Genomic DNA, 17,793 nt, shown 5'->3' on the forward strand with positions numbered 1-17,793 from the left:
AAACACACTTTTTCGGTTGACTATTTGATAGAAAGAGATATACTGATAGTATCAAATGGTCGAGGGGGAGTGTGGCGATGAAGCGATATGCAATCAACCGTCTGCAGGAGTGGAAGGAGGATCCGTACCGCCTACCTATGATCATCCGCGGCGCGCGGCAGGTGGGGAAGACCTGGCTGATGCAGGAGTTTGGCCGGACTGCGTTTGAGCAGTGCGCCTATATCAATTTTGACCGCAATGAGCGGATGCAGAACCTGTTCTCCGGCGATTTTGATGTGGATCGGATCCTGCGGGGCCTTGCCATCGAGAGCGGGGTGGAGATCGACCCGGAGAATACTTTGATTATTCTGGACGAGATACAGGAGGTGCCGGCCGCGCTGCAGAGCCTGAAATATTTCTGTGAGGATAGCCGGCACAGATACTATATCCTGGCTGCTGGGTCGCTGCTGGGGATCGCCATGCACGAGGGCACGTCCTTCCCTGTGGGCAAGGTGGACAGCATGGAACTCTATCCGCTTTCCTTCACCGAGTTTCTGTCCGCCACAGGCAATGAACAGCTGCTCGGCCTCCTGGAGCAGCAGGATTTTGAAATGGTCACCGCCTTCCGGGACAAGTACATCGACTTGCTCAGAACGTATTACTTTGTGGGCGGGATGCCGGCGGCGGTGAACGCCTACCTGCCCAAGCAGAGTCTTACTGCCGTACGCCGTGTGCAGAAGCGCCTGATCTCAGACTACGAGCAGGACTTTTCCAAGCATGCTCCGACGGCCGTCATTCCCCGCATCCGTATGGTGTGGGATGGCATCCCTTCTCAACTCGCCAAGGAGAATAAGAAATTCATTTACAGCGTCCTGCGGGAGGGGGCCCGGGCCAAGGATTTTGAGTTGGCCATCCAATGGCTGATCGACTGCGGATTGTGCTGCAAGGTCGGCAGGGTGACCAAGGGCGCCGTTCCCTTGAAGGCATATCAGGACATTCCGGCCTTCAAGCTGTATCTGGTGGATGTGGGCCTGCTGGCGGCGATGACGGATCTGGACGCCAAGACGCTGCTCAAGGGCAATGCTATCTTTACGGAGTTCAAAGGTGCGCTCACAGAGCAGTATGTCTGCCAGCAGCTCGTTTCCGATCTGGGCGCCACGCCCTACTACTGGTCGGCAGAGAATTCCTCCGGAGAGGTGGACTTCGTCCTCCAGCACAGCGGGAATGTTATTCCGTTGGAGGTCAAGGCGGAGGAGAATCTGCAGGCCAAGAGCCTGAAGCACTTTGTCGCCGGCAATGAACTGCCTTTCGGCGTCCGCACCTCCATGTCCGACTACCGCAGGCAGGAGAAGCTCATAAATCTGCCCCTCTATGCGCTCTCCCAGCTCTGGGAGGTCTGCGACACATTTAACTGAAACAGGGGCGGGATCCGCGCCCGCCTGATCTGAATTTGCCTCAGCTGGGAATGCCTGAGAGGTGATGCGCACGATGGAAAATGAAAACCGGGAATATATCCTGCGCGTCTATGGGGCGCTCCAGGAAAAGGGGTATAACGCAGTTGGCCAGATCGTCGGTTATCTGTTGACAGAGGACCCCACCTACATCACCAATCACCTCGACGCCCGCAGGCTCATTCGGAAGATTGACCGGTATGGCCTGCTGGCGGATATTGTGGCCAATTACTTTGACGATACCGAGGAGCATGTCGGCGGGGGAGCGCCCGCGGGGCAACATCAGTTTGAGCGGAGCGATGCAAGCCTCTGACCTGTTTAAGGAACAGAAAATGAGGATATCGGCCTGAGGTGGGAGGACTGCGATTTTGCGGAGAAAACCATCTCCATCAATCACAGCCTGCTTTACCGTCAAAAGGAGCCGGGGGGAGCCTGCGAATTTCTGATCAGCACGCCCAAGACGGAAACTGGGATCCGGGTGATTCCCATGGCGACAGAGGTCAAGCGGGCATTGGAGCAGGAGCGCCAGTTTCAGACAGAGGTATGCCCGGCAAATATCATGATCGATGGGTATTCCAACTTCATCTTTACCAGCCAGACGGGCGGGATTCTGAGTCCGCACACAGTCAACCGCGCCATTGAGCGGATTCGAACCGCATACAATAACCAGGAAACGGAGTTGGCAAACCAGGAGCAGCGGGAACCACAGTTACTGCCCCATTTTTCAGCGCATACCCTGCGGCATACCTTCTGTGCCCGGTTCTGCGAACACGAGACCAACCTGAAGGTAATCCAGGAGATCATGGGTCACGCCAGCATCACAACCACCATGGACGTTTACAACCATGTGACACTGGAGCAGAAAATTGCCAGCTTCAAGCGGCTGGGAGAAACATACAAGATCATTTGATTCATTTTAGGCGTCCTCTCCGCAGCCGGGGAGGACGCTTTTTCGTAAACTCACGGATGCCTTCCGCATATCCTTTACTGATTTGAGGTAAGGAGGCGGTCAAATGAGAAGCGAATTGATTGTGACATGTGTTTATACTGAGGACGGAAAAAGTGCTCAGGAATTATTGCTGGAATCTTTTCAAATATTCCTCCGACGGGAGATGGAATCTGTTGCAAAGGGGTGAACTATGGGGTGTAATCCATATGATGAATGGCCGCTTATCTCAGGAGGTATAGCATGTACTTAGAGATAAGCAAGCCCATGGATTACCATGCGGCTTTATACATCAGACTATCAAAGGAGGATGAGAGCGAGGGACCATCCCAGAGCGTCCAGAACCAGGAATCCCTGCTGCGGGAGTTTGTGCAGCAGCACCGGCTGAGCGTCTATGACACCTATATAGACGACGGCTGGAGCGGCACCAGCTTCGACCGCCCGGCCTTCCAGCGGATGATCGCTGACATCGAGGCCAAGAAGGTCAACATGGTCATCACCAAGGACCTCTCCCGGCTGGGCCGGGACTACATTATGACCGGCCACTACATGGAGCGGTATTTCCCCGAGCACCGAGTGCGGTACATCTCCCTGCTGGACGGCATCGACACTGGTGTGGACTCCACTGCCAATGATATCACGCCCTTTCGCGCGATCATGAACGACATGTACGCAAAGGATATCTCCAAGAAGATCAAGAGCGTCAAACGGGATAAGCAGCGGAAGGGGCAGTTTATCGGCGGCAAGCCGGTGTACGGCTACAAGATGCACCCCACGGAGAAAAACAAGATCGTCATTGACGAGGAAGTGGCCCCTATCGTGCGGCGGATTTTCGCCCTGGCCCTCTCCGGTATGAGCTGCCGGAATATCGCCGCCCTCCTCAACCAGGAGAGAGTGCCTACCCCGGCCACCTACGCAGGCCTTCCGGTGGCAAGGCCCGGTCCCTACACCGGGCTGTGGAGCAGTGAACGGATCTCCGATATGTTGCAGAACGAGACCTACATCGGCAACATGGTGCAGGGGCGCAGCGTGAAAATCAGCTACAAATCCAAGAAGTGCCTGAAACAAGACCCGGCCAACTGGGTGATAGTAGAGGGGACCCACGAGCCTCTGGTGGATGCGGAGACTTTTCGTAAGGTGCGGATGCTGGTGAACAGCCGTAAGCACACCCGGAGCCGGACCTATGACTTCCTGCTGAAAGGACTGATCTTCTGCCACGAGTGTGGCTACCCGCTGGCGGTCCTCAACCGAAAAAACGCCAAGGGAGAGGATGTGCTGTACTTCGTCTGCCGCACCTATCAGCGGTTCACTAAGGCTGGGGTCTGCACCTGCCATTCCATCAAGGAGAAAACCGTGACCGATGCAGTGATCGCCAAGGTGTGGGCGGTGTGCCAGGCGTATCTGAACCCTGATGAACTGCTGCCCGTGGCACAGGAAGCCGTGGAGAATGCCAGAAAACAGAGCAGCCTGGAGTCGGAACTCCAAGCGCTCCAATCCAAGATCGACAGCCTCACCGCCAACCTGGACCGGATGTATACCGACCGGCTCAGCGGGCTGTTGCCCGAAGCGGACTTCCAGCGCATCTTTAGCCGGATCAAGCTGGAGCGGGAGCAGCTGGAGGCGAAACGGCAGGAGTTGGAACTGCGTCAAAAAAGCCCCGTCCGCAGTAAGGACAGAGCCAGGGAACTGGTACAGCGCTTCATCGAAACCGCCGGGGAGAGCCGGGAGCTGCTGGTGAGCCTCATCGAGCGGGTGGAACTCACCGAGGACAAAGAGATCATCATCAAATTCCGCTTCGCCCAGCTGGATGAAACGGCGGAAAGCCAGATACCGCAAGGGATTGCGCCGTCCCACACGGCGTAAATTTCCAGAGGAAATCGCTTACAATAGCCGGGGCGCTATGTATCCCGCATTGAGAAAAAAGCCCTGAAAAAGCTGGAGACCGCCATGGAGGAGAGGACATAGGACTTTACGCTGTGCCGGAACAGGGAGTATAATAGCAAAGACGGAGCCTTGCAGGTTCCGCAGAAAAGAAAAATACGGATGGGATGCAATAAAAGGCCGATGGTATGCATTACATCCATGAGGGGAGAGAATATGATGCTGATCCTGCTGGAGACCATGGCGGAGGAGAGCCGCCAGGCGACTGCCCCGGGCATCCTGGAACCGCTGCTGGTCCGTATGCAGGCAGGGGAACAGGAGGCCCTGGCGGAGCTCTACCATAGGGCCCGCACCGCGGTATACGGCCTTGCGCTCTCCTATCTCAAGCACACCCACGACGCGGAGGACGTGACTCAGGACACCTTTGTCCGGATATGGGAAAACGTACACCAGTATCAGCCCCGGGGCACGCCCCTGGCCTGGGTGCTGACCATTGCCCGCAATCTGTCCCTGATGAAGCTGCGGGACCGGGGTAAGACGGAGGATATGGAGCCGGAGGCGTGGGAGCGGCTGGCCGCAGACAGTCCGCTGGTGACGGCGGAGGACCGGCAGGTCCTCCAGGCCGCCCTGGCGGGACTCAGCGATGAGGAGCGCCAGGTGGTGACCCTCCACGCCGTTACCGGCTGGAAGCACAAGGAGATCGCGGCGCTGCTGGACCTGCCGCTGTCCACCGTGCTGTCCAAGTACCGCAGGGCCCTGCAGAAGCTGCGCGACATTCTGGAAGGAGGGGAGAAGCCGTGAACGACCGGGAACTGGAGCAAAAACTCCGCCAGGCGCTGGAGCATGCCGCGCCCAATGACATCGACGAGATCCTCTCCCGCTGCGGGCCCCAGAACGACAAGATCGTACCCATCACCGCCCCCAGGAAGCGGAGAAAGCACATCGTGCCCTGGCTGGCCGCCGCCTGTCTGGTGCTGGCCATCGGCGGAGGCACACTGGGGGTGCGCTATCAGCAGGCCAACGCGGTGACCTCGGTGGTGTCGCTGGATGTGAACCCCTGCGTGCGGCTGGAGGCCAACCGGGCGGAGAAGGTGCTCTCCGCCACGCCGGTGAACGGCGATGCAAATCAGATCCTGGACGGCATGGACCTGACCGGCACCGATCTGGAGGTGGCAGTCAACGCCATCATCGGCTCCCTGCTCAAGCACGGATACGTGGATGAGCTGGCCAACTCCGTGCTGGTGTCGGTGGAGGACGACGATCTCACCCGGGGAACCGCTCTGGAGGAAAAGCTGACCGGGGAGATCTCCCAGGTGCTGGAGTCGGCCTCCATCAACGGGGCTATTCTGTCCCAGACCTTCTCCGGAGACGAGGCCCTGCAGCAGAAGGCAGAGGAGTACGGTATCTCCCTGGGCAAGGCGACCCTGATCCAGACCCTGGTGGACAGCAGCACCCATCTGACCTTTGAATCGCTGGCGGGGCTGTCCATCAATGAATTGAATCTGCTGGCCAATTCGGAGGCGGCGGCCGACCGGACGGACCAGAGCGCGGAGACCGACTCCATCCGTTCCACCGGGTCAGCCAGCCAGAACGGCTATATCGGAGCAGAGACCGCCCGGCAGACCGCCCTGGACCATGCCGGTGTGACCGAGGACCAGCTGGACTATCTGGAGGCGGACTACGACTACGAGGACGGCCGGATGGTGTACGAAGTGGAGTTTGCCGTGGGAGGCGTGGAGTACGAGTATGATATTGACGCCGCCACCGGGGATATCCTCAAGTACGAGCGGGACGGAGAATCTGGCTGGCAGAGCGGTCAGACGCCGGAGGGAGGCTCCGGCGGCAGCATCAACGGCCAGAGTGCCCGGGATATTGCCCTGGCCCATGCGGGGGTTACCCTGGACCAGGTGAGAGAGCTGGAGGTCGAACTGGACGACGGCTGCTATCAGGTGGAGTTTAAGGCGGGCCGTTACGAATATGAATACGAGATCAGCGCCGGGGACGGCAGTATCCTCAGCGCTGAGCGGGATGACTGATCCAAACCGTGGGGCGGCCCCAGAGGCCGCCCCATATTTTTTTGACCCGGCAGGCACCACTTTGGGGGCGGGGCATAGTATGGATTGAGACCGGGCAGGACAGCGGAAAGCTCCGCCGCCAGCTCCAGGTTTCTATCATTTAAACCGGGAGGTACTTCTATGATGGGGTGCAATAATGGTTGTGGCAACGGCTTTGGCGGCGGCAGCTGCCTGTGGATCATTCTGATCATCATCCTGCTGTGCTGCTGCTGCGGCGGTGGCAATAGCTGCGGTAACGGCTGCGGCTGCGGCAACAGCTGCTGCTGAGTCTCGATACACAGCATAAAGCCGGGCGGACATCAGCGATGTCCGCCCGGCCTGTTATTATGTTCGGTGGGAAGTTCGCAGGACCGACCAGGTCCAGCGGGTACCTGTGGCCTCCTGCACGGCATCGTAATCCCACTGGTGGTCGGTCTGCCGGAGAAAGTCGCTGGTCACATTGAAATAGCGGTGATGCTCCTTCTCGTTGGCGGCGGGTACGCCAACATAGGAGCCCAGGGGATCATCCCAGGTTGTGTCCACGGCGTACCAGTCCCCGTCCAGCTGTACCAGATTCCAGGCGTGATCCTCCCTGGAGCCGCCGGATGCCCCGATCACCGTAACGCAGGGGATATCCAGCAGATCCATAAACAGCTGGAAGGTGTTGGCGTAGCCCATGCAGATGGCCTGTCCCTCCACCAGCAGGCCATAGGGATGGCTGCGGTTGGGGAAGGTATGAGATTCATCATAGGCGGCGTGATCAATGATCCAGTCGTGGACAGCCAGTTCCTGTTCCGCCGGGGTCATACCGTCGCGGAGCATCTCCTCCAATGCCTGCCGGCACACCTCCAGAATGGCGGCGTCCTGCTCCGACAGGGCGGAGGAATCCCCGGTGCGCCAGGCTTCCACCACCGGACCGGTGTCATAGAGGGGCATCTCCTCCTGATTGGGCGGATCGAAGACTACATAGCCCCGGCTGTCCCGTTCCTCCGTGTAGGGACGGATTACTTGCTGGGTCTGGGAGGTGTTGCCCTCAAAGCAGGTCATGAAGGCATCCAGGGCCCCCTCCGGGTCGGGGCAGACCGCCAGCAGGAGCCAGCGGCCCTGCCGCAGCAGAACGGCGTCCTCCAGCTTGGCGGCCTCCTCCGGAGCATAGCCCATAAAGTCGGCCCGACGGTTTTCCAGATAATTGACCAGCTGATTCTCCGCGGCTCCGGCATCAATGCCGTCAGCCAGCTGGATCACCGCCAGCTCGTTGGCCTGGAAACCCTGGGAGTAGGCGGCTGCGGCGTCGGTCCAGTCCGACCGCTCCAGGCCGTAGGCGGTGAGCAGATAGGTCTCCAGCTCCTCCGATGTGCCCAGCTCCGGGTCCGTGGACAGAGGGATGAGCCCCTGACTGAACTCCTCCGGCTGGGATTCCGCCACCGCGTTGCCCAGATCGATGGCGGTGGCGTCGGTGGTGGGTTCCTGTTTGGCGCAGCCCGCCAGCAGCAGGGCGGGGAGCAGCAAAAGAAGCAATCGTTTCATGCATCCACCTCCGGCTCCGGACGGGTATCGGTGAGGGGGAAGGACACCGAAGCGGTGAAGAGGTCGGCCTGGGTGCGGATGGCAAAGGAGCCGTTGCAGGCCTCGGTAAAGGTGCGGGCGATGGACAGGCCCAGCCCGCTGCCGCCGTCGGTGCGGCTCTGATCCCCCCGGACAAAGCGCTCGGTGAAGTCCACGCCGTAGGGCAGCTCGTCCCGGGAGGTGTTCTGCACTGTGGCCTCCGCCCGGCCGTCCGCTGTGGTCAGGGTGAGATAGACCCGGGACCCGGCCAGGGAGTATTTCAGGGCGTTGCCGATGAGATTCTGGAACACCCGGTACAGCCGGTCGCCGTCGGCCAGGATCCACACCGGTTCCTCCGGCAGGGCGGGACGGAGGGACAGGCCGGAGGCCTGGATATCCTCGTCCAGATCGGCCAGGGTCTGGCGGAGCAGCTTGGCAAAATCCAGGGGCCGCAGGTTCACCGGCAGGTTGCCGGTGGCCGCCTTGCTCACGTCGAACACATCCAGCACCATGGTCTGGAGCCGCAGGGCCTTCTGGTAGAGCACCAGGATATAGTCCTTCACATGGGCGGGCAGCTCCTCCTCCTGCCGCAGCAGCTCGGTGTAGCTGATGATGGAGGTGAGGGGGGTCTTGAGGTCATGGGATACGTTGGTGATGAGCTCCAGCTTCAGCTTTTCGCTCTTCATCTGCTGGGACAGGGCGGCCTTCAGCTTGTCCTCCATCTGGTCCAGTTCCTCCGCCGCCGCCCGCAGATCGGAGTCCTCCGGCAGAGGCGTAGTGGCGTCGCCCCCCACGCTCCGGATGCGGGTGAGCAGTCTGTCCATGTCCGCCGTGGTCCGGCGGTTTTCCCGGAGCAGCCATACCTGGGCCGCAATGAGGCCCGCGCCCGCCGCGGCCAGAAGGACCATCATCGGGAGGCTGAAATACTGGTTCAGCAGGGGCAGCTGGAGGGCGCAGTAGAGGAAGAAGGGGATGCACAGGATGAACTGGAGCACCGAGCGCCGGTCCATCCGCTGCCCCACCGACCAGCCCATCTCCTGCCGGCCCAGCAGCCGGGCGCAGGAGGTGCAGAAGCTGCTGTTTCGCAGATGGCCGAAGTTGTACCGCAGGTCATTGATGTGGAGGTAGGACCACCACAGGGCCAGGGGGATGCTGAGATACCGCAGAGGGCCGCCGAAGAATTGGTTGAAGAACAGGTTCAGCGTACACGATGCCGCAAGTACCCAAAGAAACGTCAGGGGCACCAGAAGAAGCAGCTTGAGCTCCAGCCAGATGTGTCCGGTAAACCAGGCGATGGCCTGGTCGGCCCGTACCTTGTGCTTGTGCCACACAATGGACCAGACCAGCAGGGCCACGCCGGCCACCGGGGGCACCAGCAGCAGCCAGATGATAAGGACCCGGGCCTGGGCAAACTCCTGCACCATGCCGTAGAGTCCGTAGTCGTCGCCGGGATTGAAGGGCTTGGCTGCCGCGGCCAGGGAAACGGTCAGTTCCGCGTAGGCCGGATTGCTGGAGGAGGCGCTGTTGGAGTAACCCGGCACGTCCCAGTCCTCCTCCACCCCACGGAAGAAGCCGTCGCCATATACGTCAACGGCCTGCCCGTCCTTCCAGATGGATGCCTTGCTCCCGTCCCAGATCAGAAGAAAGTTGTAGCCCTCCGGCAGGGCGTCGGGGGAAGCCAGGGAAGCGTCGGTGTTGGAGGCCAGCAACTGGCCGTCCTTTTCCACCCGGTAGAGCAGGTTGATCTCCTTCCGGGACAGGGGGAAGCTGTTGTCCTCCTCATTGTATGTGGTATAGTCAAAATCCAGAAGACTGTAGAGGTTTGCGCTGATCCGGCTGCGGAACGTGTAGGTCTGCTGGTAATCCGGCTGGAACACGTCCATGAGTGAGGCCCGGGTGGCGGGGCTGACATAGACGTACAGATACGTCCATGCCGCGACGCTGTAGAGCAGCAGACAGATGCCAATCACAAAGGCCAGAAAGGCCAGGGCGGGCTTAATGCTTTTCGATTTTGTATCCAATGCCCCACACCACCTTTAAATATTCCGGCTCTTTGGGATTGAGCTCGATTTTTTCACGGATGCGGCGGATGTGCACCATCACCGTGTTTTCCGCCGCGTAAGGCTCTTCGTTCCACACCCGGCGGTAGATCTCCTCGGCGGGGAAGACCCGGCCCAGGTTGCGCATCAAAAGATCTACGATCTTCAGTTCGGTGGCGGTGAGCCGCACCGGCGCACCGTCGGCCAGCAGAGTTTTCTGGTCGGGCAGGTAGCACAGCCGCCCGGTGACCAGCTCCGACTGCTGGCTGGGGGTATTCACGTCGCCCAGCTGGGTGTACCGCCGCAGATGGCTGCGCACCCGGGCCACCAGCTCCTGGGGGTGGAAGGGCTTGGAGATATAGTCGTCCGCCCCCATGGCCAGGCCCAGGATCTTGTCGGTATCTTCGCTTTTGGCGCTGAGGATGAGGATGGGCAGGTTGCGCTGCTCCCGGATCTTGAGTACCGCCGACAGTCCGTCCAGCTTGGGCATCATCACATCCATCAGAATGAGCCGCAGGGACGGGTCCAGGGCCAGCTCCAGGGCCTCCAGGCCGTTGTAGGCCTTCAGTACCCGGTAGCCCTCCTTCTCCAGCAAAATGGCAATGGCACGGACGATCTCAACGTCGTCGTCCACCACAAGAATGGTTTCGTGCATGGTGATCATCTCCTCTGTGAGGATAGCATAGCAGAAAATCCTTTCAAGTGCTCCTTGAAAAGTCTAACAGCTTTCTTACAATTCTACCATAGCGGAGAAGCCGCGGGCAATAGAAGACCCCGGACAGAAAACTGTCCGGGGTCCTGCCTAGTCGCCGAAGATGGTCTCCATGCCTACCTTCACGCAGCCTGGGGGCGCATATTTCCAGTGCTCCAGCCGTCCCTCACGGATGAAGTAGTGCAGGGGCTGGGGCGTGTTCAGGGTCGGAAGGGGCTCGATGACCAGCAGCTTGATCTTCATCCGCTCAGGCAGGATGGCCTTCAGGTAGACCGAGACCCTCGTGCCCTCGGTGAGCCTGGGGTCCCGCTCCGCCAGACCGGACAGGTTGGGGGTGAGCTCCACGAAGGCGCCGTACTCCTTGACGCCCCGGACAATACCGGGTACCGTCATGCCGGTGCGGAAGGGGGCGGCATTTTCCGCCCAGGTGCCCAGCAGCTCCTTGTGGGTCAGATAGATCCGGCCCAGGGCCGGGTCCAGGTCCAGTACCACCGCCAGGATCTCCTGACCCACCCGGAAGCGGGCGTCAGGGTGGGGGATGCGGGATACCGAGATGTTCTCCACCCCGATGAGGGAGGGGACCCCGCAGCCCACATCCACAAAGGCCCCAAAGGGCTCCATATGGGTGACCCGGGCGGGCACCACCTGACCCGGCCGCCACTGCGCCAGCATGGCGGCCAGTGCCTGCTGCTGGGCGGAGCGGCGGGAGAGCAGGGGGCGAAGTTGTCCGTCCTCTTCTTCCAGGGAAGTGACTGTAAAGCAGACCGGCTTTCCAACCCGGGAGAGAATGGCAATGTCCCGGGTAACGCCCTCGGCAATGCCCAGGGCCGCCTCCTCCCGGGGGATCACACCGCGGAAGGGCCCCAGGGAGACGATGAGATCGTGTTCCGGCGTACACAGCAGGGCGGTCCCCTCCAGCACCACCCCTGATTCCATGGCCTGTCTGAGCCCCACGGGGTCGGCGCAGGCGGCCTGATTTTCCGGCGTGTGGAGCAGCCGCCCCTCCGGTGGAAAACGGTTCGTCAATGTGACCAAATCCTTTCTGCGATGGGGTGATTTTTTTCTTACCAGACAACTATATGCAAAGGGGAACCTTGAATTGACAGGGGAGGGGCGGGAAATTATAATATACTTTACACGGATAAAGTGAATGGACAAAGGGGGAGCGGGCATGGACATCCATGTGGGCGACGTGCTGGAGCTGAAAAAGGAACACCCCTGCGGCAGCCGCCGGTGGCAGGTGCTGCGGGTGGGGATGGACTTCCGTCTGCGCTGCGCGGGGTGCGGCCATGAGCTGATGATCCCCCGAAGCAAAGCGGAAAAAAGCATTAAAAAGATCATTCGGTCCGGGGAGGACGAGACATGAACAAGTATTGGAGCGCGCGGGCCAGAGCACTGACCCCCTATGTGCCGGGGGAGCAGCCCCGGAACCGGAAATTCATCAAGCTGAACACCAATGAGAATCCCTATCCCCCTTCCCCCATGGCGCTGGCGGCCATCCGGGAGGCGGCCTGCGACACCCTGCGGCTCTATCCCGACCCGGAGTGCACCTCTCTGCGGGAGGTGCTGGGGGCCACCTACGGCCTGAAACCCTCCCAGGTCTTTGTGGGCAACGGCTCGGACGAGGTGCTGGCCTTCTGCTTCCAGGCCTTTTTTGACCCGGACCGGCCTATCCTGTTCCCCGATATTACATACAGCTTTTACCCGGTCTATGCCGATCTGTACGGCCTGACCTACCGTCAGGTGCCTCTGGACGAGAACTTCGCCGTACCGCTGGAGCCCTTTATGGAGGAGAACGGCGGCATCGTCATTGCCAATCCCAACGCACCCACCGGCCGGGAGCTCTCCCTGTGCGGCATCCGCAGCATACTGGAGGCCAACCCCGATGTGGCGGTAGTAGTAGACGAGGCCTATGTGGACTTCGGCGCCCGCTCCGCTGTGGAGCTCATTGACCGCTATCCCAATCTGGTGGTGGTACAGACCATGTCCAAGTCCCGCTCCCTGGCGGGACTGCGGGTGGGCTTCGCCATGGGCAATGAGGACCTGATCGCCGCCCTCAACTGTGTCAAAAACTCCTTCAACTCCTATACCCTGGACCGGCTGGCCCTGGCCGGAGCCGAGGGGGCCCTGCGGGATCGGGACTACCTGCGGGCCACCTCCATGAAGATCCAGAACACCCGGGAGTGTGCCGCCGCCCACCTGAAGAAGCTGGGCTTTACCGTCACCGATTCGGCTGCCAACTTCCTCTTTGTCTCCCACCCCGACGTTCCTGCCAAGGAGTTGCTGGACGGCCTGCGGCAGCGGGGCATCCTGGTGCGCTGGTGGGACAAGCCCCGCATCAGCAATTATCTGCGCATCACCGTGGGCACCGATGAGGAGATGCAGGCCCTGTGTGCTGCCATGGCGGAGCTGGTGGAGGGCAGATGAGTATGGACGAAAACCATCTGCATATCCTGTGGACCAACGCCGATCCCACCGTCTTTGACAAGATGGTGCTGATGTACGCCGTCAACAGCCTGGTGCGGGGCTGGTGGGAGAAGGTGACCGTCATCCTCTGGGGGGACACGGCGGCCCTGGCCGCCCACGACCCGGCGGTGAAAGAGCGCATCGCCCTGGCTATGGAGCAGGGGGTGGCCTTCTCCGCCTGCATCACCTGTGCCAAAGAGCTGGGAGTGGAGGAGGACCTGCGGGAGATGGGTCTGGAGGTCATCTCCTGGGGCCCGCCCCTCACTGAGCTCATCAAGAGCCGGGCGCCTCTGCTTACAGTCTGATCCAATCAAAATTTGTCATAAAATGGCCCGCTGCGGAAAGAAATCCGCGGCGGGCCATTTTTATGCTCTACCCCCAATCTGACCTTTTTTATGGAGACAGGCAGGTATAATACGCCGGTAGGGGGGAGGAAGCGGCATGACGGTGGTCTATCTGGATGAGGTGTTCCTGCTGAATTTTGTGGTGGACTACCTGCTGCTGCTCTCCGCCGGCCGGCTGTCGGGAGAGGTGCTCCGCCGGAGACGGCTGGCCCTGGGAGCGGCTCTGGGGGCCGCCTACGCCGGGGCGGTGTTCCTGCCGGGGCTGGGCTTTCTGATCCATCCCCTGTGCAAGGTGGGGGCTGGGGTGCTGGCGGTGCTGGTGGGCTATGGCGGCAGTCCCAGGCTGCTGCGGGTGACTTTGGTATTCTTCGCCGTGTCCGCCGCCTTCGGCGGGGGGATCTTTGCCCTTCAGCTGCTGGGCAGCCGCAGCCTGGTGCTGTCCAACGGGGTGATCTCCTCGCCTTTGGACCTGAAGCTGGTGCTGCTGTCGGCGGCGGGGTGCTATGTGCTCATCACATTGCTGTTCCAGCGGGCCGCCCGCCACAGTCCCCGGCGGGAGCTGGCCCCCGCTGTGGTGGAGCTGGGGGAGCGGCGTGTGGCCCTTACCGCCCTGGTGGATACCGGCAACACCCTCACCGATCCGGTGTCCGGCAGGCCGGTGCTGGTGGCGGAGGGGACCAAACTGGACGGACTGTTTCCCCCCGGAACGGCCCCCACCAAAGCGGAGCTCCGCGACCCCGCCGCCGCCCTGGAACGGCTGGGCCGTGCCGGCCTGCGGTGCCGGCTGCTGCCCTATCAGGCGGTGGGGGTGGAGTGCGCTCTGCTGCTGGCCCTGCGGGCGGACCGGGTGAAGGTGGACGGAGAGGATTACGGGCCCCTGCTGGTGGCGCTGTCGCCCACCAGTCTCACCGACGGAGGCGGATACTGCGCCCTCATCGGAGCATAAAGGAGGATGGCTATGGAGAGCTGGAAGGCCCGCTGGTACGGGCGCATACAAAAGCTGCTGGCGCGGTTGGGGCTGTGCCTGCCGGGTAAGATCATGTACATCGGCGGGAGCGATACCCTGCCCCCGCCGCTGTCCAGGGACGAGGAGGCGGAGCTCATCCGACGGCTGGACCAGGGGGAGGAGGGGGTCAAATCCCAGCTCATCGAGCGCAATCTGCGCCTGGTGGTCTACATCGCCCGCCGGTTTGAAAACACCGGGGTGGGCATTGAGGATCTCATCTCCATCGGCACCATCGGGCTCATCAAGGCCATCAACACCTATCAGCCCGCCAAAAACATCAAGCTGGCCACCTACGCCTCCCGGTGCATCGAAAACGAGATCCTGATGCACCTGCGGAAGACCACCAATCTGAAAAGCGAGGTGTCCTTTGACGAGCCCCTGAACACCGACTGGGACGGGAACGAGCTGCTGCTGTCCGACATCCTGGGTACCGAGAGCGATCTGGTGATGAAGCCCATCGAGGAGGATGTGGACCGCAAGCTCCTCTCCGACGCCCTGGAAAAGCTGGAGGAGCGGGAGCGGCACATCATCACCCTGCGCTTTGGACTGGATGGAAAGCCGGAGCGCACCCAGAAGGAGGTGGCCGACAGCCTGGGCATTTCCCAGTCCTATATTTCCCGGCTGGAGAAGCGGATCATCGCCCGGCTCAAGCGGGAGATTTTACGGCTGATGTAAACGAGGAGCGGCCGCCAACCGGCGGCCGCTCCTCTGTTTGGCTCAGAAGCCCATGGTATCCGCCAGATCGTCCTTCATCTGGTCCATCTTACGGACGGCCTTCTTGGCCATGCGGCGCATCTGGGGATTCTGAATCCCCTTGGCGGCCACCGCCATGCCCATGGCGGCCCCGGCCAGGATGCCAAGGCCCATGCCACCTAAAAAGGTATGGTTGGTCATATGCTCAGCTCCCTTCTGAATGGTCCGTATTTATTATTGCCTGGATTGCGGAAAAATCCATTGCTAAAATATGAGATTCAAGTTATAATGAAAAACGATGAACAGAGCGATTTGCAGGAGGGGACGGGGGATGGACCTTGTACCCTTTTTTGCTGTGCAGACGCGGCGCCCTGGGGGAGAAAGGGGCCCGCGGAACGGAAAGGAGTGATCCAGTGAAACTGTTGATTCGTCAGGGCCGTCTGGTGGACCCGGTGGGGGGCATCGGCGGTGTCATGGACATCCTGATGGAAGACGGCAAGGTGACTGTCATCGGCAGCAACATCAACGAGCCGGACGCCCAGGTGATCGAGGCCGCGGGATTGACCGTGTGTGCCGGACTGGTGGATATGCACGTCCACCTGCGGGAGCCCGGATTTGAGTATAAGGAGACCGTTGAGACCGGCGCGGCGGCGGCGGCCCACGGCGGCTTCACTTCCATTGCATGCATGCCCAACACCAGACCCACGGTGGATACCCCGGAGCAGGTGGATTTCGTCCGGAAAAAGGCAGCAGCAGCCTGCGGCGTCCACGTCTGGCCCATCGGCGCGGTATCCAAAGGGCAGAAGGGGCAGGAGCTCACCGACTTTGAGGCCCTGAAGGGAGCGGGAGCGGTGGCCCTGTCCGACGACGGCGTGCCCATCCAGAGCGCCAACCTGATGCGGGACGGCCTCATCATGGCCCACCGGCAGAATCTGACCATCCTGTCCCACTGCGAGGACGCGGACATGGTGAAGAACTACGCGGTGAACGAGGGCCGGGTGTCCCGTCAGCTGCGGCTCAACGGCCGGCCTGCCATCGCTGAGGAGCTGATGGTGGCCCGGGACGCCATGCTGGCCGAGGAGACCGGCGCGGCAGTCCACATCTGCCACATCTCCACCGCCAAGTCGGTGGCCATCGTCCGGCGGTATAAGCGCAAGGGAGTGCAGATCACCTGTGAGACCTGCCCCCAATATTTCAGCCTCACCGAGGATGAGATCCTCGCCCAGGGCACCATGGCCCGGGTCAACCCGCCTCTGCGGACCTGGTCGGATGTGGAGGCCATCATTGAGGGCCTGAAGGACGGCACCATCGACGCCATCGCCACCGACCACGCCCCCCACTCCGCCGAGGAGAAGGCCCGGCCTTTGGCTGAGGCACCCAGCGGCATGGTGGGCCTGGAGACCGCTTTGGGCGTCACCCTCACCTACCTGTACCACACCGGGGAGCTGCCCCTGTCCGATATTTTACGGAAAATGACCATCAACCCCGCCTGTATCCTCCGCCTGCCCACCAAGGGCCGGCTGGCCATCGGCGCCGACGCCGACGTGGTCATCTTCGACCCGGACGAGGTGTGGACGGTGGACCCGGAGCAGTTTGCCTCCAAGGGCCGCAACACCCCCTTCGCCGGCAAGGAACTGAAGGGAAAGGTGAAGTACACCATCGTAGGCGGCAAGATCATCTATCAGGATGCCTGAAAAAGAAGCAAGAGAAGAGATTTATAGATAAAAGGAGAATGAATTATGTCCTTCGATCGTCTGCAGGAAGCCATCATTGCCAAGAAAAACCCCACCGTGGCGGGTCTGGACCCCAAGCCGGAGTATGTGCCCGCCCACATCCGCAAGGAGTGCTATGACAAGTACGGCGAGACCCTGGAGGGTGCCGCCGAGGCCATTTACCGCTTCAACTGCGGCCTGATGGATGCACTGAAGGACATCGTGCCCGCCGTCAAGCCCCAGGCCGCCTACTATGAGCGCCTGGGTTGGCGGGGTATGGAGGTGCTGGAGCGCACCATCCGCTACGCCAAGGAGCAGGGCCTGTACGTCATCGCCGACATCAAGCGGGGCGACATCGGCTCCACCGCCGAGGCCTATTCCGACGGCTGGCTGGGCAAGACCAAGGTTGGCGAGCAGATGCTCAGCGTCTTTGACGCCGACTGCGTCACCCTCAACGGCTATATGGGCGCCGACAGCGTCAATCCCTTCCTCAAGACCTGCAAGGAGATGGACAAGTGCGCCTTTGTCCTGGCCAAGACCTCCAATCCCGGCTCCGGCGAGCTGCAGAACGTGCCCGCCGGCGACGGCGACACCGTGTACGGTCTGATGGCCGACCTCATTGAGAAGTGGGGCGCCGGCACCGAGGGCAAGTACGGCTACACCATGGCGGGCGCCGTGGCGGGCGCCACTCACCCCGACGAGCTCAAGAAGATCCGTGCCCGGATGCCCCACACCTTCCTGCTGGTGCCCGGCTACGGCGCCCAGGGCGGCACCGCCGAGGACGTGCAGTACGCTTTCCAGAAGGACGGCCACGGCGCTATCGTCAACTCCTCCCGGGGCATCATGTGCGCCTGGCAGAAGACCGGAAAGGATGGCATGGACTACCAGGAGGCTGCCCGCAATGCCGCCATTGCCATGCGGGACGACATTGCCCGCTTTACCACCATCGCATAACAGGAGCTGCC

19 protein-coding genes are annotated in these 17,793 nt (G+C 61.3%); 14 read left to right on the forward strand and 5 right to left on the reverse strand.

What is annotated here, in order from left to right; genetic code table 11:
• Window positions 1-77 precede the first annotated feature (77 nt).
• The 7 genes from B5G34_RS02095 (at window position 78) to B5G34_RS18650 (ending at window position 6,599) form a co-directional block, all read left to right on the forward strand.
• Entirely contained in the window at window positions 78-1,394 is a 1,317-nt protein-coding gene (locus B5G34_RS02095; protein ID WP_087333791.1) for an ATP-binding protein, read from the forward strand.
• 64 nt (window positions 1,395-1,458) lie between these two features.
• Entirely contained in the window at window positions 1,459-1,743 is a 285-nt protein-coding gene (locus B5G34_RS02100; RefSeq protein ID WP_087286488.1) for an IreB family regulatory phosphoprotein, read from the forward strand.
• Window positions 1,744-1,776: 33 nt separating this feature from the next.
• Window positions 1,777-2,340 carry a site-specific integrase gene (locus B5G34_RS02105; RefSeq protein ID WP_343286549.1) on the forward strand — a complete coding sequence of 188 codons (564 nt, stop codon included), beginning with the start codon at window positions 1,777-1,779 and terminating at the stop codon, window positions 2,338-2,340.
• A gap of 279 nt (window positions 2,341-2,619) precedes the next feature.
• Complete coding sequence (locus B5G34_RS02110; protein ID WP_087333794.1) at window positions 2,620-4,239, forward strand: recombinase family protein; 1,620 nt, start codon at window positions 2,620-2,622, stop codon at window positions 4,237-4,239.
• A gap of 234 nt (window positions 4,240-4,473) precedes the next feature.
• On the forward strand, window positions 4,474-5,058 hold the full coding sequence (locus B5G34_RS02115) for an RNA polymerase sigma factor (protein WP_242956761.1): 585 nt from the start codon (window positions 4,474-4,476) through the stop codon (window positions 5,056-5,058).
• Window positions 5,055-6,293, forward strand: coding sequence for a PepSY domain-containing protein (locus tag B5G34_RS02120; protein ID WP_087333796.1), 1,239 nt, complete (start codon window positions 5,055-5,057; stop codon window positions 6,291-6,293). Before B5G34_RS02115 ends, B5G34_RS02120 begins: the two co-directional genes overlap by 4 nt.
• A gap of 159 nt (window positions 6,294-6,452) precedes the next feature.
• Window positions 6,453-6,599: a hypothetical protein gene (locus B5G34_RS18650; RefSeq protein WP_162609374.1), complete on the forward strand. Its 147-nt coding sequence runs from the start codon at window positions 6,453-6,455 to the stop codon at window positions 6,597-6,599.
• Between the two features lie 57 nt (window positions 6,600-6,656).
• Here B5G34_RS18650 and B5G34_RS02125 read toward each other — a convergent pair whose 3' ends face one another.
• The 4 genes from B5G34_RS02125 to B5G34_RS02140 all read right to left on the reverse strand — a co-directional run bounded on the left by B5G34_RS02125 (window position 6,657) and on the right by B5G34_RS02140 (window position 11,633).
• Entirely contained in the window at window positions 6,657-7,838 is a 1,182-nt protein-coding gene (locus B5G34_RS02125) for a DUF4358 domain-containing protein (RefSeq protein ID WP_087333798.1), read from the reverse strand.
• Window positions 7,835-9,877 (reverse strand): HAMP domain-containing sensor histidine kinase, encoded by a 2,043-nt coding sequence (locus tag B5G34_RS02130; RefSeq protein WP_087333800.1) that lies wholly within the window; start codon window positions 9,875-9,877, stop codon window positions 7,835-7,837. The genes B5G34_RS02125 and B5G34_RS02130 overlap by 4 nt, the downstream gene beginning before the upstream one ends.
• Entirely contained in the window at window positions 9,852-10,550 is a 699-nt protein-coding gene (locus B5G34_RS02135) for a response regulator transcription factor (RefSeq protein ID WP_087333802.1), read from the reverse strand. The genes B5G34_RS02130 and B5G34_RS02135 overlap by 26 nt, the downstream gene beginning before the upstream one ends.
• Window positions 10,551-10,697: 147 nt before the next feature.
• Entirely contained in the window at window positions 10,698-11,633 is a 936-nt protein-coding gene (locus tag B5G34_RS02140) for a S1 RNA-binding domain-containing protein (RefSeq protein ID WP_343286546.1), read from the reverse strand.
• Window positions 11,634-11,778: 145 nt separating this feature from the next.
• Between B5G34_RS02140 and B5G34_RS02145 the strand changes: the two genes are divergently transcribed.
• The 5 genes from B5G34_RS02145 to sigE all read left to right on the forward strand — a co-directional run bounded on the left by B5G34_RS02145 (window position 11,779) and on the right by sigE (window position 15,098).
• Window positions 11,779-11,973 carry a DUF951 domain-containing protein gene (locus B5G34_RS02145; protein ID WP_087333804.1) on the forward strand — a complete coding sequence of 65 codons (195 nt, stop codon included), beginning with the start codon at window positions 11,779-11,781 and terminating at the stop codon, window positions 11,971-11,973.
• Window positions 11,970-13,034, forward strand: coding sequence for a histidinol-phosphate transaminase (gene hisC, locus B5G34_RS02150; protein ID WP_087333807.1), 1,065 nt, complete (start codon window positions 11,970-11,972; stop codon window positions 13,032-13,034). Before B5G34_RS02145 ends, hisC begins: the two co-directional genes overlap by 4 nt.
• 2 nt (window positions 13,035-13,036) lie before the next feature.
• Entirely contained in the window at window positions 13,037-13,378 is a 342-nt protein-coding gene (locus B5G34_RS02155) for a DsrE family protein (protein ID WP_087333809.1), read from the forward strand.
• A 136-nt stretch (window positions 13,379-13,514) separates the two neighbouring features.
• Window positions 13,515-14,363: a sigma-E processing peptidase SpoIIGA gene (locus B5G34_RS02160; RefSeq protein WP_087333811.1), complete on the forward strand. Its 849-nt coding sequence runs from the start codon at window positions 13,515-13,517 to the stop codon at window positions 14,361-14,363.
• 12 nt (window positions 14,364-14,375) lie between these two features.
• Window positions 14,376-15,098, forward strand: a complete 723-nt coding sequence (sigE, locus tag B5G34_RS02165; protein ID WP_087333813.1) for an RNA polymerase sporulation sigma factor SigE — start codon at window positions 14,376-14,378, stop codon at window positions 15,096-15,098.
• Between the two features lie 42 nt (window positions 15,099-15,140).
• On the opposite strand, the gene B5G34_RS18860 is transcribed toward sigE, so the two are convergent.
• The gene (locus tag B5G34_RS18860) at window positions 15,141-15,317 is read right to left on the reverse strand and encodes a hypothetical protein (RefSeq protein WP_204245891.1); all 177 of its coding nucleotides are present in this window, start codon (window positions 15,315-15,317) and stop codon (window positions 15,141-15,143) included.
• A gap of 212 nt (window positions 15,318-15,529) precedes the next feature.
• Here B5G34_RS18860 and B5G34_RS02170 point away from each other — a divergent pair, with 212 nt between their 5' ends.
• Both B5G34_RS02170 and pyrF read left to right on the forward strand, forming a co-directional pair.
• Complete coding sequence (locus B5G34_RS02170; protein WP_087333815.1) at window positions 15,530-16,810, forward strand: dihydroorotase; 1,281 nt, start codon at window positions 15,530-15,532, stop codon at window positions 16,808-16,810.
• A gap of 45 nt (window positions 16,811-16,855) precedes the next feature.
• Complete coding sequence (gene pyrF, locus B5G34_RS02175; protein WP_087333817.1) at window positions 16,856-17,782, forward strand: orotidine-5'-phosphate decarboxylase; 927 nt, start codon at window positions 16,856-16,858, stop codon at window positions 17,780-17,782.
• Window positions 17,783-17,793: the final 11 nt, after the last annotated feature.

This window comes from Flavonifractor sp. An82 (assembly GCF_002159265.1).
GTDB lineage: Bacteria > Bacillota > Clostridia > Oscillospirales > Oscillospiraceae > Flavonifractor.

What these genes read in the sequence shown, in the direction of transcription:
- B5G34_RS02095 (WP_087333791.1), top strand. Translation starts at nt 78, where the DNA reads ATGAAGCGATATGCAATCAACCGTCTGCAGGAGTGGAAGGAGGATCCG.
- sigE (WP_087333813.1), top strand. Translation starts at nt 14,376, where the DNA reads ATGGAGAGCTGGAAGGCCCGCTGGTACGGGCGCATACAAAAGCTGCTG.
- B5G34_RS02110 (WP_087333794.1), top strand. Translation starts at nt 2,620, where the DNA reads ATGTACTTAGAGATAAGCAAGCCCATGGATTACCATGCGGCTTTATAC.
- B5G34_RS02100 (WP_087286488.1), top strand. Translation starts at nt 1,459, where the DNA reads ATGCGCACGATGGAAAATGAAAACCGGGAATATATCCTGCGCGTCTAT.
- pyrF (WP_087333817.1), top strand. Translation starts at nt 16,856, where the DNA reads ATGTCCTTCGATCGTCTGCAGGAAGCCATCATTGCCAAGAAAAACCCC.
- B5G34_RS02160 (WP_087333811.1), top strand. Translation starts at nt 13,515, where the DNA reads ATGACGGTGGTCTATCTGGATGAGGTGTTCCTGCTGAATTTTGTGGTG.
- B5G34_RS02145 (WP_087333804.1), top strand. Translation starts at nt 11,779, where the DNA reads ATGGACATCCATGTGGGCGACGTGCTGGAGCTGAAAAAGGAACACCCC.
- B5G34_RS18860 (WP_204245891.1), bottom strand. Translation starts at nt 15,317, where the DNA reads ATGACCAACCATACCTTTTTAGGTGGCATGGGCCTTGGCATCCTGGCC.
- B5G34_RS02125 (WP_087333798.1), bottom strand. Translation starts at nt 7,838, where the DNA reads ATGAAACGATTGCTTCTTTTGCTGCTCCCCGCCCTGCTGCTGGCGGGC.
- hisC (WP_087333807.1), top strand. Translation starts at nt 11,970, where the DNA reads ATGAACAAGTATTGGAGCGCGCGGGCCAGAGCACTGACCCCCTATGTG.
- B5G34_RS02135 (WP_087333802.1), bottom strand. Translation starts at nt 10,550, where the DNA reads ATGCACGAAACCATTCTTGTGGTGGACGACGACGTTGAGATCGTCCGT.
- B5G34_RS02155 (WP_087333809.1), top strand. Translation starts at nt 13,037, where the DNA reads ATGGACGAAAACCATCTGCATATCCTGTGGACCAACGCCGATCCCACC.
- B5G34_RS18650 (WP_162609374.1), top strand. Translation starts at nt 6,453, where the DNA reads ATGATGGGGTGCAATAATGGTTGTGGCAACGGCTTTGGCGGCGGCAGC.
- B5G34_RS02115 (WP_242956761.1), top strand. Translation starts at nt 4,474, where the DNA reads ATGATGCTGATCCTGCTGGAGACCATGGCGGAGGAGAGCCGCCAGGCG.